This window comes from Kribbella aluminosa, from assembly GCF_017876295.1.
In the GTDB taxonomy this organism is placed as follows: Bacteria; Actinomycetota; Actinomycetes; order Propionibacteriales; family Kribbellaceae; genus Kribbella; species Kribbella aluminosa.
Genome location: NZ_JAGINT010000001.1, coordinates 2,650,154 through 2,665,454 on the forward strand (window position 1 = coordinate 2,650,154; position 15,301 = coordinate 2,665,454).

Below are 15,301 nucleotides of genomic sequence, written 5' to 3' on the forward strand. Positions count from 1 at the left end.
AGTCGGCACTCAGGAGTGAGTGTGCCCGCGGTGACCAAGTGCAATCCGGTGACCACGCGATCGTGATCGCACCGCCACAAAGTTGTCAGCAGGCGGTCGGGGTGGTGGTGCCGCCGTCGACGATCCACCGGGAGTCCTGCGTGACGACGCGCATCTGGTCGAGCCAGCGGGTCGGGGTGGTGTTCGGGAGGACGCCGCGGCCGCGGACGTTCACGGTGCGGGCCGAGGTGGTGTCGTAGCAGGCGCTGATCAGGATGCCGTTCGACGCGAGCGTGCGCTTGGCCCAGACGACCTTGGTGAGCCCCGTGTTGTGCAGCTTGTTGGTCCGGAAGTACTTCGCCTGCGCGCTGATCGCCTGGTACATCTTCGGCGTCATCACCGCCTCGAGCTGCGTGGTCCTGCTGCCGCCGCTGCGCATCATCACGTCGAGCGCGGTGCGGTACGCGTAGTAGGCGTTCAGCACCGGGTCGTCGGAGCCGAGGTCGCTGGTCGCGGCCCGGGTCGCCTTGTGGGCGGCAGGCGCAGCCGCGGCGATGCCGCTGTCGGTCCCGCACCCCTGGAGCAGCAAAACCGGGAGCAGCGTGGCGGCCACGGCCAGGTTCCGCTTGCGCATGAACACCTCCTGTTGGACGAAAATCCCCGTCCTGGTGCCGCCGGCGCAACCCGTCCGGCACTGATCGTGTAACGCGGTGGCGCATACCGTGGTCACTGTGACCTGAATCACACACCACCCCCTACCCGGGTACTGGTCCGGGATCGGCTCTCTGGCTGGAGGTGCCGGCGGCGCCGGATTTCTACGCTCGATCTCAGTTATCAAGACCGAGGAGAGATCATGACGCAGACGATCGCTGAGGTGCGGGAGCACCGCGTCCGGCGGCTTGCCCGTTCACTGGTGTACGTCGCTTTGCTGCTGCCTGCGGGTCTGCTGACCATGGCGGACGCGATCCTCGGCGAGCCGGTGACCGCGGCGCGGCGCTGGCGTCGGCTGGGGGAGTACCGCGTGGGGGTGTCTGTTGTGTCTCCGAAGCGCAGTGCCCGTACGTTCGGCGACGGTCTGCTCAGTGCGGTACTAGGCCTGGCGAGCCTGTTCGTACTGTTGCTGACCGTGCTGGCCGTGGTCCGCGGCCCGTTCTGGGGCCTCGTCGAGCACGGCCCTGTCGAGCCGGGGACGTGGGGCGGCCCGAGCCGCGCCGGTGCCTGGGCCACGCACGGACTGCTCGCTCTTCCGTGCACTGTCGCATTCTTGTTCGTACTGCGTGGCATCGCGGCGCTGCAGACACTCCTGGTGCAGGGGACGCGCAGGTGGGTGCTTCCGGCAACTATCGTGGTGGCTGCCGGTACCTTCGCGTTCTTCTGGGCCTGGCTGCAGCAGGTGTGAGTAGGGTCCAACCTGTGCAGATGCCGAACAGGTGGTCGTGGGTTGCCGGGCTCGGCGTTGCCACTCTGCTGTTCCTGACGGTCCTCGACCTTGCACAGCACTACGAGGTGGCCCTCGGCGCTGTACTCGCACTGGCGATCGCACGCGCACTGGCCTTGAGCCTGTCGTGGCTGCGGCCGCGGGTGGCGGTAGTGGTCTCGCTTGTCACCACGGCTGTCACTGCAGCGCTCACAACACCGGTCAGCGCGAGTGAGCCGTGGCCGTGGGGTACGACGGCCGCCTTCGGGCACTCGTTCGTCGTGGCGATCGCAGGTGCACGTGGGCTCGGCCGTCGCGAGCAGGTGGGCTGGTGGGTCGCTACACAGGCTCTGGGGGTCGGTGCGATCGCATTGGCGCCGGAGCGTGGTGGCTGGCGCGGGCTGATCACGATGGCGGTCTTGTCGGCGGTAGCGGTCGTGGTGGGCGACCTGCTCCGCTCTCGCCGCGAGACGAACCGCCTCCTCGTAGAGCAGGAGACGATCAGCAAGACCGAGCGTTCGGAGCGGGAACGGCTGCAGGAGCGCGCCCGGATCGCCCGCGAGCTGCATGACGTCGTGGCGCACCACCTGTCCGTGGTGGTCGTCCGCGCGGACAGTGCCCCGCACCGGCTGCCCGACGTACCGGATGAGGTGCGCGCTGAGTTCACGGGCATTGCAGATGAGGCACGGGCCTCGTTGACCGAGATGCGTCGCGTACTGCGGTTGCTGCGCGAGCCGGTCGAACAACCGGGTGAGCTAAGCCCGCAGCCCGGTCTGCAGGAGGTACCTGAGCTCGTGGAGAGCACCAGGCGCGCAGGGGCCGACGTACGACTGGTGGGTGAGGTACCGACCGGGTTCGACCCGGCTGTCGAGCTCACGGCGTACCGGATTGTGCAGGAGGGTCTCAGCAACGCAGTACGGCATGCCCTGCACGCGGTCGTGGAGGTTGCCGTACGTCGTACCGCCCGTGAGCTGGAGGTCACCGTGCAGAACGCGAGGCCGCCGCGTCCCGTCGTACCGGCTCCTGGCAGCGGGCAGGGGCTGGCGGGGATGCGCGAGCGGGTGGCGCTTGTCGACGGGACGGTGAGCGCCGGTCCGACCTCGGAAGGCGGTTATCTGGTGCAGGCAGTGATTCCGGTCGGACAGGAGGTGTCGGGTGGCGATTACGGTCATGGTGGTTGACGACCAGGAGATGGTGCGGGCCGGCTTCGGCGCACTGCTGGACGCGCAGCCGGACATGCGGGTGGTCGGGCAGGCCGGTGACGGTGCACAGGCTGTCGAGCTGGCCGCGGACCTGAAGCCGGACGTGATTCTTATGGACGTACGGATGCCTGTGCTCGACGGTCTCGCGGCCACGCAGCGCATCCTCGCGGGGACTGCGCCTGGCGAACCGCCGCGGGTTGTGATGCTGACGACGTTCGACCTGGACGACTATGTGTACGCCGCCCTCCGTGCTGGTGCCAGCGGGTTCCTGTTGAAGCACTCGACGCCGGAGGAGCTGGCAGCGGCGGTACGGGTCGTGGCTGCGGGGGATGCGCTGTTGGCTCCGTCTGTCACACGTCGGCTCGTGGAGGACTTCGCCCGCGCGCAACCCGTCGTACAGGTGACACCGGCTCGGCTGACGCCACGGGAGACCGACGTACTGCGGCTGGTCGCTAGAGGGCTGTCCAACCGGCAGATCGCTGAAGAGCTCGTGCTGGCCGAGCAGACCGTCAAGAGCCACGTCAGCAACGTCCTGACCAAGTTGGACCTGCGGGACCGCGCACAGGCCGTCGTGTACGCGTATGAGTCCGGCGTAGTGATCCCTGGTCCGCGACACTAGACAGATGGACGTTCTGGAACGCGTACGCAGCCTCTGCCTCGCCCTTCCCGAAGTGACCGAGCGGTCGAGCCACGGTGAGCCGACGTGGTTCGTCCGGGACAAGAAGACCTTCGTGATGTACGCCGATCAGCACCACGACGACCGTGTCGGCGTCTGGATGGCGGCACCACCCGGCGTCCAGGAGTCGCTGGTCGCGGACGATCCCGAGCACTTCTACCGGCCGCCGTACGTCGGCCACCGCGGCTGGCTCGGCGTGTTCCTGGACGTGGACGTCGACTGGGAGCACTTCGAGGACCTGGTCGAGAACGCCTACCGCCAGATCGCCCCGAAGACACTAATCGCCCGCCTGGACGAGTCCTAGGGCATGCCCTTAGTCGTTCAGCGACACCGACGTCTGCGGGAACCAGGCCGGTGCCGGGGTCCAGGCGCGGGCGTGCTCCGGGTCGTCCCAGTCCCAGTTCTGGATCTGCGCCTTGCTGCGGCGGCCGAAGATGGCCCGGAACAGCTCGTAGGAGCTGGTGCGGACGGTCGCCGCCGGCGCTTCGGAGCCGGCCGAGTACGTGCCGTCCGGGGTGATGACGGTCAGCGGCCCGGGCTCGTCGAGCATCCAGTCGAGCGCGGCCAGCCACAGTTCGGCCGGCGGCCGACCGCTGCCGATCGCTCCGTGCAGGTCGGCCTCGTGGACGGCGGCGTCGACGTACGGGTTGCACACCAGCGGATGCGAGGTGGTGCCGCCGACGATCACCGCTTCGAGGGCCGATCCGGCGGTCGCCCATTCGTCGAGGACCTCGGCGATCGGCAGGTTCTGCCGCGTCGCCACCTGTGCCGCGGTCCACGGCGGCCGCGGCGCGCCAACGAGGTTACCGGTCGCGAAGTCGGCAGCAACGCCGGTGAGGTGCGCGATGAGGTCCTGCACGCTCCACTGCGGACAGGCAGGCACCTGCCGATCCAGGTCCTCCGCACTGAGCCCTTGCACGGCCGCGGCCATCCGAGCACGCCCCGCGTGGTACAGCTCGGCGCTTCTTCTGGGGTCCGTCACCGAACCATTGTCACCCCGTACAGCCCTCGGCGGTCTTGTGGTTGCATGTGGGCATGCACCCACGCGCAGGTCAGCCAGCACAGCCCGAGGACCTGGTCGACGTCGACGCCATGCTGGCGGCGTACGGCGACATCACCCCGGACGTCGAGAACCCAGCTCAGAAGGTCGTCTTCGGTACGTCGGGGCACCGGGGCTCGAGTCTTGACGGGGCGTTCAACGAGGCGCACATCCTGGCGATCACGCAGGCCGTCTGCGAGTACCGGGCCGGTGAGGGTACGTCGGGCCCGCTGCTGGTTGGCCGCGACAGCCACGGGCTCTCGGAGCCGGCGTGGCGCACGGTCCTGGAGGTGCTGGCCGGTAACGACGTACAGACGCTGGTGGACAGCGCGGACCGGCTCACGCCGACGCCCGCCGTGTCGCACGCGATCCTGCGGCTGAACCGCGGCGGCGGTGCGGACGCCGACGGCATCGTCATCACCCCGTCGCACAACCCGCCGCGGGACGGCGGCATCAAGTACAACCCGCCGCACGGCGGCCCGGCCGACTCCGACGCCACCAGCTGGATCGCGAACCGCGCCAACGCGCTGATCGCGGCAGGCAACCGGGAGGTACGCCGGAAGCCGTTCGGGCAGGCGCGTCAGCACGCCGGGGACTACGACTTCCTCGGGCACTACGTCGACGACCTGCCGTCGGTGGTCAACCTGGCCGCGATCCGGGACGCCGGCCTGAAGATCGGGGCCGACCCGCTCGGCGGTGCGAGCGTCGACTACTGGGCCGCGATCGGCGAGCGGCACGGGCTCGACCTGACCGTGGTGAACCCGCGGATCGACCCGGCCTGGTCGTTCATGACGCTGGACCACGACGGCAAGATCCGGATGGACTGCTCCTCGCCGTACGCGATGGCCTCGCTGGTCGCGCAGCGGGACAAGTACGACCTGGCGACCGGGAACGACGCGGACTCCGACCGGCACGGCATCGTCACGCCGGACGCGGGGCTGATGAACCCGAACCACTACCTGGCCGTGGCGATCTCTTACCTGTTCAGCAACCGCCAGTGGGGTCCGGACGTCGCTGTCGGTAAGACGCTGGTGTCCTCGTCGCTGATCGACCGTGTGGTCGGGGACCTCGGGCGGCGGCTGTGGGAGGTGCCCGTCGGGTTCAAGTGGTTCGTACCGGGGCTGGTTGACGGTTCTGTCGGGTTCGGTGGTGAAGAGTCGGCAGGTGCTAGCTTCCTGCGCTTCGACGGCACCGTGTGGACCACTGACAAGGACGGGATCCTGCTGGCGTTGCTGGCGAGTGAGATCACCGCGGTGACGGGTGAGACGCCGTCGCGGGCCCATGCGAAGCTGGTGGACCGTTTCGGTGCCTCGGCGTACTCACGGGTAGATGCGCCGGCTACCCGCGAGCAGAAGGCCAAGCTGGGAGCTCTGACGCCAGAAGCGGTCACGGCGACCGAGCTGGCCGGAGAGCCGATCGTGGACCGGCTCACCCACGCTCCCGGTAACGGGGCCGCTATCGGCGGGCTGAAGGTCACAACGGAGTCGGCCTGGTTCGCTGCACGTCCGTCGGGCACCGAGGACCTCTACAAGATCTACGGCGAGTCCTTCAAGGGCGCGGACCACCTGGCGCTGGTGTTCGAGCAGGCCCGCGACGTCGTGTCGGCGGCACTCGCCTAACGTACGAACGAGTCCAGCAACCGCTCCAGCTCCGCGGCGGGGTCCGTGGTGATCCCGCTGTGGATCGGTCCCGGATGTACGACGGTACTGCGAGGCGCCGCGAGCCACCGGAACCGCTCACCGATCTTGGTGGCCGCCGCCGGCCCACCCGCCGGGTCACCCGCGCAGATCGCCCGAACCTGCTCCAGCGCCGCACACACGACATCAACGTCGACTGCTGGGTCCAAGGCCCGCAGGCGGTCCGGATCCACATCCCATCCGGCACCCAGATAGTCCAGCGCCTGGCAGTACAACACCGCGCCGACGTTGATGAACTCGCCGCGCTGGATCCTCGGCGCCGCCCGCAGGATCACATAGTCGAACGGCTTCACCGCGCACCTCCCGGCACCCACGCGGACCGGTTCTCCAGCCGCGCCACCAGGTGGCCGAGATAGCGCTCCCGGTCCCCGTCCTCGATCCACTCGGACGGCACGAGCCCGATCACCTCGGTCAACAGTTCCGGGGTGATCGCCGCGGCCAGCTCCGCATCCATCTTCGCAACACCCGGTACGGCGACCGAGAACACGTGGTCGGACGCGTCGTACGGCAGCGAAGCGAACTTCTCCGCCGACATCCACGAGTGATGGAAGTACAGTGCCGCGCCGTGGTCGATCAGCCACAGGTTCTTGTGCCAGACCAGCATGTTCGTGTTCCGCCACGACCGGTCCACGTTCGCGACGTACGCGTCCAGCCAGAGGATCCGCGCCATCGCGTCGTCGCCCGGGTTGCCGGCCGATCCGTCGTACCCGAAGGACCCCGGCAGGAAGTCGACGGCCAGGTTCAGCCCCGCGCTGCGGATCAGCAGCTCCTGGATCTCGAAGTCCGGCTCCGACTTCCCGATCGCCGGGTCCAGCTCGATCAGCTTCAGCTCCGGCACCCGCAGCCCGAGCCGCCGGAACAACTCCCCGACGATCACCTCGGCCACCAACGCCTTCGGCCCCTGGCCGGCGCCGTGGAACTTGATCACGTACGTCCCGAGGTCGTTGCCCTCGACAACCCCAGGCAACGACCCACCTTCACGGAGCGGCAGAACGTACCGCGTCGCAGTAACAACAGGCAGACTCACGCCGCAGAGCCTAACTGCTTAGCGGTGGGTACCTGTGCATGGTGAAGCTTCCGTCCTTCGGAGTAGAGGAAGAGCTACTCCTCGTGACCGACGCGGGCGATCCGCTCCCGCGGAGCAAGGCCGTGGTCGATGACGTGGGGGAGTTCGACGTCGCGCTGGAGATGTCCAGGGCGATGGTGGAGATCAACACTCCGGTCTGCACCGGCGCGAGCGAGCTCCGCGACCACCTGGTCCGGATGCGGTCCCAGCTGGCGTCGGCCGCGGCGGACGGCGGTGCCCGGCTGCTGGCGATCGCAGTACCTCCGCACGGCCGGGCCGCGCAGCTGATCACGAAGAAGCCGAGGTACCAGCAACTGGTTCGTGAGTGGGGCCTGCTGGCGCGGGAGCAAGGTGTGTGCGGCTGTCACGTGCATGTCGAGGTGCCGGACCGGGACACCGCGACGAAGGTCAGCAACCACGTCCGTCCGTGGTTGCCCGCGCTGCTGGCGCTGACGGCCAACTCTCCGATCTACCTCGGTCAGGACACCGGATTCGCCAGCTGGCGCTGGCTGATGACGACGCGGTGGCCGAGCGCCGGCCCGCCGCCGTACCTGGAGTCGGCTGAGCACTACGACGCGCTCGTCGCGATGCACCTGGCGGCCGGCACGTTGATCGACGAGAACATGGTCTATTGGGACATCCGGCTGTCGACGCACCTCCCGACGGTGGAGGTGAGGGTCAGCGACGTACCTCTCACAGTGGATGAGACGGTGCTGCTCGCGACGCTGGTCCGCGCGATCGTGCTCACCGCGCTGGTGGACGGCTCGACAGGCCCGACACTGGAGCCTGAGGTACTGCGGGCCGCGTACTGGCTGGCTGCCCGGGACGGGCTCACCGCGCGAGGTCTCGACGTACTGCGTGCCGAGCCGATACCCATCGCCCAATTGCTCGAACAGCTCCGCCGGACCGTCGAACCGGCCTTGCAGCAGCTCGACGCGGTCGAACTGGTCGGCGATGGCATCGAGCGGGCGTTCCGTGACGGAAACGGCGCAATCAAACAACGCAAGGCGTTCCGCAAGACCCACGACGTAATCACCCTGACCGAAATCAACCCCTAACCCCGCCGGGCGCCCAGGTTGGGGAGGATTTTGTTCCCGTGTTGGCACAAAATCCTCCCCAGGTCAAGGCTACGGCGTTGAGGTGATTTGGCGGGTTGACTGGGTTTCGGCGGTGATGGAGCCGTCCTTGAACGCTTTGTCCAGGGTGCCTTCGGTACGGCGGGTCAGCGTGATGTCGACGGGACAGGTGGTCGCCGGCTTCACACCGGGCGTCGGCGTTACGGTGACCGGGCGGATCGAGCCGGGCGTGATGCTGACCGACGTACGACCGGGCTCGAGGTGAACGCTCCCGGTCTGCACGCAGGAACCGGCCCACGTGACGAGCGACGGCAGGTCGGACGGCCTGCTGTCGAACCGGACGGCGAGAGCGGCGCGGCGGGAGTACGTCGTACCGGTCACGGGCGCGGTGAGCTTGACCCGCTCGGGCAGCTTGACCGTCGACTTGGGCGCGGAGTCGTCGGCGCTTCCGCGGGTGAGGTCGAACGTGATCTCCGTACCCGCGGCGACCGCACCGTCGAGCTGCCCGTCGTAGTCGGTGACACCGGCGGGCTTGTGATGCTTGAGCTTCACGTCCTTCCCACCACCGGACGACGTGACCGACTCGCCGTCCCCGAGCTCGATGAACGTGAGCGTGCCAACCCGGTACGACGCACTCACGTCCGCCACCTGCGTCGTTTCCGGGACTGTGACCACGTAGGTCGCGCTGATCCCACTGGTCCGCACGTCCTTCGACTGGACCGTGGAACAACCCGCCAGCACCAGCACCACCGCACTCACAACAATCCGCTTCACAGCCAACGAAGCTAACAGCGCACAGGTCTAGTCACGCGGGTAGAACTACTCGAGTGGTGGTGCCGGGTCGGGAAGCGCCTCACGGCGCGTGGCCGCTCGTGGCGGCTTATTTTGGGACCCGGGGCTTGCACCGGCCCGGCACCTCGAACAGTGTAGCGGGTGCTCAAATGCCTTGTCCTGTTGGGATTCCGGGGTTCGGGACGTATAACATCCGCGAGGCCGGCGTGCAACTACCAGAGGTGTCCGGCGCGTTCCGCGCGGGCGGAGGTTTCCAGTTGGTCTGCGGTCTCGACCAGTTTGGCGGCGGACAGGACGCGGTCGTGGCCGTCGTCGGCGAGGTGGGCGCGGCCGGTGGCGATGATACGGGCGAAGGCGGCGGCGCGGTCCAGGGTGGTGGCGAAGTCGCCGGTCGCGACGCCGCGCAGGACGGCGTCGACCATGTCCCGGACCTCGGCGGGACCGGGGGGTTCGGCGACTCCGGCGACGACGGCGTGCACTTCGGCGTACGCGCGGCCGGTGCTGAACTCGCGGGAGACCTCCTCGGCGTTCCCGTGCACCCAGGAGCGCAGGACGTACAGCCGCCAGAGCGCGCCGGGCAGCGAGTCGGCGGGGGAGCCGGACCAGAGCTCGGCGAGCTCGTCGAGGCCGTAGTCGTCGGCGAGTTTGACCACCCGGGCGTGCACCTCGGCGTCCTCGGACTTGCGCACCCCGCGGACCAGCAGCTCGGCGGTCCGGTGCGCGGCCTCGGTCACGGTCGCCGGGTCGGCGGCACCGGGCAGTGACTCGAACAACTTGTTGCCGGGCATGATCGGCCGACGCGGGTTGGGCGTACTCACGGCCTCCATGGTGCCTGAACCCACCGACACCCGCATGCCGACGCGCGAAATCGGGTTGCGGGTGCCTGGTCTACTGATGCCGTGATTCCTCTCGACAACTCACCGGAGGCACTCGCCCTCCGGTCGGCGTACGACCAGCAGATCCGCACCCGCCGCGGCGGCGCCAGTACCGGTACCGCCGAGCATCTCGGCGCGCTGATCCGGCAGGTCGGGCTCCGCGGTGACGGGTTCGTGCAGTACCTCGGCGGCGTCGACGGGCCCGAGCTGGACCGGTTGATCGCGGATCAGGTCGCGTACTTCGAGGAGCGCGGCGCCAAGTTCGAGTGGAAGTACTACACGCACGACCTGCCGGCCGATCTGCCCGAGCGCCTCACCGCGGCGGGGTTCGTCCCGGACGACGAGGAGTGCCTGCTGATCGGCGACGTCACCGAGCTGCCGACCGAGGTCGTGCTGCCGGACGGGATCCGGCTGCGGGAGATCACCGAGCGCGCCGACCTCGAGCGCATGCAGGCGATGGAAGAAGAGGTCTGGGGCTACCCGCACGACTGGCTGCCGGAGGCGCTGAGCGCGGACATCGCGAACGCGGACGAGCCGGGCATGGTGCTCGTGGCGGAGACCGACGAGGACGACCCGACGATGGTTTGCGGGTCCTGGATCCGGTTCCACCGGGGCACCGACTTCGCCTCGTTGTGGGGCGGTTCGACGCTGGCGGAGTGGCGCGGCAAGGGCATCTACCGCGCGCACGTCGCGTACCGCCGGAACCTCGCGGCCGCGCAGGGGTACAAGTACCTGCAGGTCGACGCGTCGCCGGACAGCCGCGGCATCCTCGCCCGCCTCGGCCTGCGGCCGGTATCCGTGACGATCCCGTACAACTGGAAACCCTGAGTACCCTCGTCCCATGGCGGGTGGAGCGGGGAAGAGCAGTCAGCTGGCGAAGAACCTGGTGAAGTACGGCGTGCGGTACGGGCCGCTTGTTGTCGAGGCGGTTCGGCATGGGCGTGAGCCCGCGCAGCAGGCGGTGCAGGCCGCGTGGGCGAAGCGGTCCGCGCGTCGGAAGGCGTTCGAGCATGCGTTGACGGTCCGCGACGGGACGCTGCTGAAGGTGATCAAGGACGGTCAGGCGGTCTTCTTCGTATTCTCCGGCGACGCGATCGTGACGACGTACCCCGCCGTACCGCAGGCCACCTATCCCGAGCTGCTCCGGCACGCCGACCTGGACAAACGCGAGACGCCGGTCATTCCTGCACGCCGACCACACCTGCCGAGGATCCGCCGCAAACGGTGAAGCCGCAAACGGTGAAGCGGGAAACGGTGAAGCGGGAAACGGTGAAGCGGGAAACGGTGAAGCGGGAAACGGTGAAGCGGGAAACGGTGAAGCGGGAAACGTTGAAGCGGGAAACGGTGAAGCGGGAAACGGTGAAGCGGGAAACGTTGAAGCGGGAAACGTTGAAGCGGGAAACGTTGACGCGCGCGTAACATCCCGGACCCGACCGGGCAACAGGCCGGACGCAGAGTGGAAGGACGTTTCCACGAGGGAGGGCGTCCGCATGCTCTGGAAGATCAGGACCGAACTCGCCGACCGGCCCGGTGCACTGGCCGAACTCGCTGCACGGTGTGGTGCGGACGACATCAACATCCTTCATCTGGAGGTCTTCACCTCCGAGACCGGTGCGGTCGACGAGCTGGTCGTCTCCACCCGCGTCGGCTGGACCGCCGACGACCTGGCCGCCCTGGTCGCGGAGGCCGGTTGTGTCCGTACGACGGTCCGCCCGTGCCAGGCCGACGTACTCCACGACGCCCCGACCCGGTACCTGCGTGCCGTACTGCGGCTGATCGACGACCCGGTGTCCGTCGACGACGAGCTCGGCAACCTGCAGGGGTTCGACGAGTACACGCCGGCGGAGTGGGCGCGGGCCGACGCCCTGGTGGAGATCGCCGGGCGGCTGGCGGAGCGGTCCGATACGCCGGACGGGCCGCGGCCCGGTAGCGGCGTACCGGATCTGCGGACCGCGACCGTGGAGGACGCCGACGCGGTCGTCGCGATGCACGACCGGTGCTCGTACGAGAGCCGCACGCGCCGGTACCACGTACCGATGCCGAAGCTGACCGCCCGTACGGCGCGGCACCTGTCCGCTCCGGCCGGTGGTGTGTCGATCGTGGCGTGTGTCGACGGCGCGGTGATCGGGATGGCGACGGCGGCGCCGTGGGAGGAGCTGGGCAGTACGACGATGGAGGTCGCCGTACTCGTCGAGGACGGCTGGCAGGGACAAGGACTCGGACTGCGGCTGCTGCGCGAGGTGGTCAACGGAGCGCGGGCGCTCGGCGCGGATCGTGTCGTGTGCATGGTGCAGCCGGAGAACCACGCGATGCTCCGGACGCTGGAGCGGTTGCGGATGCGTTCGAGGGTGGTCCGGGACGGCGACAGTCTGATGGTGAGTGTCGCCCTGTCGGACCGGAGCCTGTCGCATGAGGTGGATCGGCCCGCGGTGCCATATCGTCATACGCGTGCCACCCCTTCCCACCGGTCGGAACCCCCACGGTCTGCTGGTCAACCTGCCCGCGAGCACACGCTCGCCGCTCTTTCAGCTCTTCACCCGGTTCCTGATCGCGCTGGGGCTGCTGACCGTGATGGTGCTGATCGTGGTGGTCGACCGTGACGGGTACCGCGACAGCTACGACGGCAAAGTAGACCTGATCGACAGCATCTACTACGCAACCGTCACGCTCACCACGACCGGGTACGGCGACATCACGCCGGTGACGTCCGCCGCCCGGCTGGTGAACGCCTTCATCGTGACCCCGTTGCGGATCGCGTTCCTGGTGGTTCTGGTCGGTACGACACTGGAAGTACTGGCCAACGAGGGTCGCCAGATCATGCGCGACACGCGCTGGAGGAAACGGATGAAGGACCACACCATCGTCGTCGGCTACGGCACCAAGGGCCGGTCGGCGGTGCACACCCTGCTCAGCAACGGCGTGAAGCGCGACAGCATCGTGGTGATCGACCCGCGGGCGCAGGCGATCGGGGACGCGGGCAACGACCAGATGGCCGCGTTCCACGGCGACGCGACGAACCGGACGGTACTGCGGCGGGCCGAGGTGGTGTCGGCCCGCGAGGTGATCGTGACGACCGACCGCGACGACTCGGCGGTCCTGGTCACGCTGGCGGTCCGGCAGCTGAACCCGAACGCGCACATCGTGGTCGCGGTCCGCGAGGAGGACAACGTCCCGCTGCTCCGGCAGAGCGGCGCGGACGCCGTCGTCACGTCCTCGGAGGCGGTCGGCCGGCTGCTCGGCCTGTCCGCGGTCAGCCCGAACCTCGGCGAGGTGATGGAGGACCTGCTGACGTACGGCGAGGGGCTCGAGGTCGCCGAGCGCCCGGTGCTCGGGCGCGAGGTGGGCAAGCCGCCGTCCGCGCTGCCGGACCGCGTCGTGTCGGTTGTCCGGGACGGCAAGGTGCACCGGTACTACGACTCGAACGTGTCGGTGCTCGCCGCCGGCGACAAGGTGATCGTCGTACGGCCGGCCAAGGCGACCCCGTGGGCCGAGCGCCCGGGCGCCGACGAGAACGAAGACTGAGCGGCCGCTGAGAAGCGTGTTCACCTATTGACAGTGGGTGACGGCGAGGAATAAGCCTGGCCTTGTTGCACCGACGGCGGTCCACAAGGGGGCCCTGAGCCGTCGCCGGCCCAGCCTCGGGCTCCCTCTCTGCGGGGTGGAGGCACGTCGATGCGCAGAATGCATTCTCGCTGGGGGATAGGTGCCGCCGTCATCACACTCGCGATCGCGATGATGCCGGTTCTTGGGTGGCAGGCAACGGCTGCGGCGCCTGCCACGAGCTCGGGCACGGTCAAGCCGAACGCGACAAGCATGATGGACTGCAACGGGTTCAGCCCGAAGTACAAGTCGGTCAAGCACGGACTGGGCGGGTTGTGCACCGACCCGGTCACCGTCGACAAGAACGGGGTGCCCTGGCGGTTCGAGGACAACGAGCACTACATCGGCCACGACGAACCGTCGGTCAAGTTCATCTCGAGCCGGCCGGGCAGTGCGAACGACATCAGTTACTTCATGCGGCTGGCCAAGGACCCGAACGCCAAGCCGACGGTGAACAGTCCGGCGGTGAGCAAGTACGCCCAGCTCAGCCCGGCACCGTGGTTCGGGCTGCCGCTGTGCGACCCGAAGTCGTACCCGCAGAACACGTGTACGGCGAACAGCGACGCCAACCAGTCGCAGATCAACAACCCGAACGCGGCCGGCTCGGCGTTCATGGAGCTGCAGTTCTACCCGCCAGGTTTCGGTCCGTTCATCGACGCGCCGAGCTGTGATGCCAAGGATTGGTGTGCGGCGCTGACGATCGACAGCCTGAGCTGCACGTTCGGGTTCGCGACCTGTAACAACAACTGCATCGAGCCGGTGAACTTCTCGTACCTGCAGACCGACGGCGTACCGTCCGGGCCGCCGAGCCCGCAGCTCACCGACGTGTCGACGCTGACACCGAACAACAGGACGCTGAAGATGCGGCAGGGCGACGTACTGCGGGTGGTGATGCGCGACACCGCGCACGGTCTACTCGCGAGGATCGACGATCTGAGTACCGGGCGCAGCGGGTCGATCGTGGCCTCCGCGGCGAACGGGTTCATGAACACGAACATCGCGGACTGTACCGGGACGCCGTTCGACTTCCATTCGGAGTTCAGCAGCGCGCAGCAGCAGAACCAGGTCCCGTGGGCCGCGCTCGAGGGCGGCGTACTGATGCAGGACGAGCTGGGTCACTTCGAGGGGTGCTCCAGCGTGTCGAGTCCGTTGCCGGTCAGCCAGACCTTCGCGAACGGGCAGAGCTTCTCGGACCCGAAGGTGTTCCAGGTCTGCAACGGTGGTGCCGAGGGCAACGGTTCCGGTGAGGGGCCGTGCGACCCGGCGACCGGGATCTGCCAGAACGCGACCACCGAGACCGGTGCCGCCTGCCCGACCAACGATTCGGCGAGCGGCGTGAACTGCGAGTTCTCCGGTGCGAACTGCATGATCGCCGGTCCGCGGACCACGATGGTGAACGGCCAGGCGGTGGTCGAACGGTGGCCGATCGCCGGCTGCCAGGAGAACGTGTTCCAGAACGGCGACCTGGACTTCGACGGATCGTCGTACCAGGCCGGCTGGCCGGACGGTTCGGCGGGGCATCCGACCTCGTTCGAGTATCTCGGGCCGTTCACCGGCGGCGGGCATCCGTATCCGTCGGTCCAGTTCGAGACCAACGTGGCCGCGTCGGAGATCCTCTGCAACACGCAGACCGGGGCCGGTTGTACGGCGAAGCCGCAAGGGGCCGCGTTCTACCCGTTCTGGAGTCTCGGGCGGTCGTCGCTCGGGGGCGGCGTGTGTACGTGGAACTTCGGCAACGTGATCAAGAACCGGACGGCGAAGACGTTCGGCCAGACGGCGCAGTACGGCGTACCGGATCTGGCGCGGTTCGGCGGGACGCTGACGAGTCCCGTGATCCCGAATCCGCAACTCAGCACCCGCTGCTGACGTCCGTCTGAGGGGA

18 protein-coding genes are annotated in these 15,301 nt (G+C 68.4%); 12 read left to right on the forward strand and 6 right to left on the reverse strand.

Translation table 11 applies throughout. The features are described 5' to 3' along the window. Positions 1-85: 85 nt before the first annotated feature. Positions 86-613 (reverse strand): hypothetical protein, encoded by a 528-nt coding sequence (locus tag JOF29_RS12920; protein WP_209694434.1) that lies wholly within the window; start codon positions 611-613, stop codon positions 86-88. 219 nt (positions 614-832) lie between these two features. Between JOF29_RS12920 and JOF29_RS12925 the strand changes: the two genes are divergently transcribed. The 4 genes from JOF29_RS12925 to JOF29_RS12940 are packed head-to-tail and all read left to right on the forward strand — an operon-like array spanning position 833 to position 3,578. Further along, positions 833-1,378 (forward strand): hypothetical protein, encoded by a 546-nt coding sequence (locus tag JOF29_RS12925; protein ID WP_209694435.1) that lies wholly within the window; start codon positions 833-835, stop codon positions 1,376-1,378. Positions 1,379-1,398: 20 nt separating this feature from the next. After that, a complete protein-coding gene (locus JOF29_RS12930) occupies positions 1,399-2,577 on the forward strand; it encodes a sensor histidine kinase (protein ID WP_209694436.1) in 1,179 nt (392 codons plus the stop codon). Beyond that, on the forward strand, positions 2,552-3,217 hold the full coding sequence (locus JOF29_RS12935; protein WP_209694437.1) for a response regulator: 666 nt from the start codon (positions 2,552-2,554) through the stop codon (positions 3,215-3,217). The genes JOF29_RS12930 and JOF29_RS12935 overlap by 26 nt, the downstream gene beginning before the upstream one ends. 4 nt (positions 3,218-3,221) lie before the next feature. Next, the gene (locus tag JOF29_RS12940; protein WP_209694438.1) at positions 3,222-3,578 is read left to right on the forward strand and encodes an MmcQ/YjbR family DNA-binding protein; all 357 of its coding nucleotides are present in this window, start codon (positions 3,222-3,224) and stop codon (positions 3,576-3,578) included. A 9-nt stretch (positions 3,579-3,587) separates the two neighbouring features. On the opposite strand, the gene JOF29_RS12945 is transcribed toward JOF29_RS12940, so the two are convergent. Then, positions 3,588-4,256, reverse strand: coding sequence for a maleylpyruvate isomerase family mycothiol-dependent enzyme (locus JOF29_RS12945; RefSeq protein WP_209694439.1), 669 nt, complete (start codon positions 4,254-4,256; stop codon positions 3,588-3,590). Positions 4,257-4,309: 53 nt separating this feature from the next. Here JOF29_RS12945 and pgm point away from each other — a divergent pair, with 53 nt between their 5' ends. Continuing rightward, positions 4,310-5,932, forward strand: a complete 1,623-nt coding sequence (gene pgm / locus JOF29_RS12950; protein ID WP_209694440.1) for a phosphoglucomutase (alpha-D-glucose-1,6-bisphosphate-dependent) — start codon at positions 4,310-4,312, stop codon at positions 5,930-5,932. Here the strand turns inward: pgm and JOF29_RS12955 are convergent. Together JOF29_RS12955 and JOF29_RS12960 are read right to left on the reverse strand one after the other, a co-directional pair. Beyond that, positions 5,929-6,303, reverse strand: coding sequence for a DUF3037 domain-containing protein (locus JOF29_RS12955; RefSeq protein WP_209694441.1), 375 nt, complete (start codon positions 6,301-6,303; stop codon positions 5,929-5,931). The genes pgm and JOF29_RS12955 overlap by 4 nt on opposite strands. Then, a complete protein-coding gene (locus JOF29_RS12960; RefSeq protein WP_209694442.1) occupies positions 6,300-7,037 on the reverse strand; it encodes a HipA family kinase in 738 nt (245 codons plus the stop codon). Before JOF29_RS12960 ends, JOF29_RS12955 begins: the two co-directional genes overlap by 4 nt. 38 nt (positions 7,038-7,075) lie before the next feature. Here JOF29_RS12960 and JOF29_RS12965 point away from each other — a divergent pair, with 38 nt between their 5' ends. Continuing rightward, positions 7,076-8,134: a carboxylate-amine ligase gene (locus JOF29_RS12965; RefSeq protein ID WP_209694443.1), complete on the forward strand. Its 1,059-nt coding sequence runs from the start codon at positions 7,076-7,078 to the stop codon at positions 8,132-8,134. A gap of 69 nt (positions 8,135-8,203) precedes the next feature. On the opposite strand, the gene JOF29_RS12970 is transcribed toward JOF29_RS12965, so the two are convergent. Both JOF29_RS12970 and JOF29_RS12975 read right to left on the reverse strand, forming a co-directional pair. Continuing rightward, complete coding sequence (locus tag JOF29_RS12970; protein WP_209694444.1) at positions 8,204-8,926, reverse strand: hypothetical protein; 723 nt, start codon at positions 8,924-8,926, stop codon at positions 8,204-8,206. Positions 8,927-9,156: 230 nt separating this feature from the next. Then, positions 9,157-9,771 (reverse strand): hypothetical protein, encoded by a 615-nt coding sequence (locus tag JOF29_RS12975; RefSeq protein WP_372446267.1) that lies wholly within the window; start codon positions 9,769-9,771, stop codon positions 9,157-9,159. Positions 9,772-9,843: 72 nt separating this feature from the next. On the opposite strand from JOF29_RS12975, the gene JOF29_RS12980 reads away from it, so the two are divergent. From JOF29_RS12980 to JOF29_RS13005, 6 genes are all read left to right on the forward strand, one after another. After that, positions 9,844-10,647, forward strand: a complete 804-nt coding sequence (locus tag JOF29_RS12980; RefSeq protein WP_209694446.1) for a GNAT family N-acetyltransferase — start codon at positions 9,844-9,846, stop codon at positions 10,645-10,647. Positions 10,648-10,660: 13 nt separating this feature from the next. Continuing rightward, a complete protein-coding gene (locus JOF29_RS12985; protein ID WP_209694447.1) occupies positions 10,661-11,047 on the forward strand; it encodes a hypothetical protein in 387 nt (128 codons plus the stop codon). Next, the gene (locus tag JOF29_RS12990; protein ID WP_209694448.1) at positions 11,044-11,238 is read left to right on the forward strand and encodes a hypothetical protein; all 195 of its coding nucleotides are present in this window, start codon (positions 11,044-11,046) and stop codon (positions 11,236-11,238) included. Before JOF29_RS12985 ends, JOF29_RS12990 begins: the two co-directional genes overlap by 4 nt. Positions 11,239-11,309: 71 nt before the next feature. Next, positions 11,310-12,419: a GNAT family N-acetyltransferase gene (locus tag JOF29_RS12995; RefSeq protein WP_209694449.1), complete on the forward strand. Its 1,110-nt coding sequence runs from the start codon at positions 11,310-11,312 to the stop codon at positions 12,417-12,419. Beyond that, a complete protein-coding gene (locus JOF29_RS13000) occupies positions 12,391-13,341 on the forward strand; it encodes a potassium channel family protein (RefSeq protein WP_209694450.1) in 951 nt (316 codons plus the stop codon). The genes JOF29_RS12995 and JOF29_RS13000 overlap by 29 nt, the downstream gene beginning before the upstream one ends. Before the next feature lie 150 nt (positions 13,342-13,491). Then, positions 13,492-15,285, forward strand: a complete 1,794-nt coding sequence (locus JOF29_RS13005; protein ID WP_209694451.1) for a hypothetical protein — start codon at positions 13,492-13,494, stop codon at positions 15,283-15,285. The last annotated feature ends 16 nt before the right edge of the window (positions 15,286-15,301 follow it).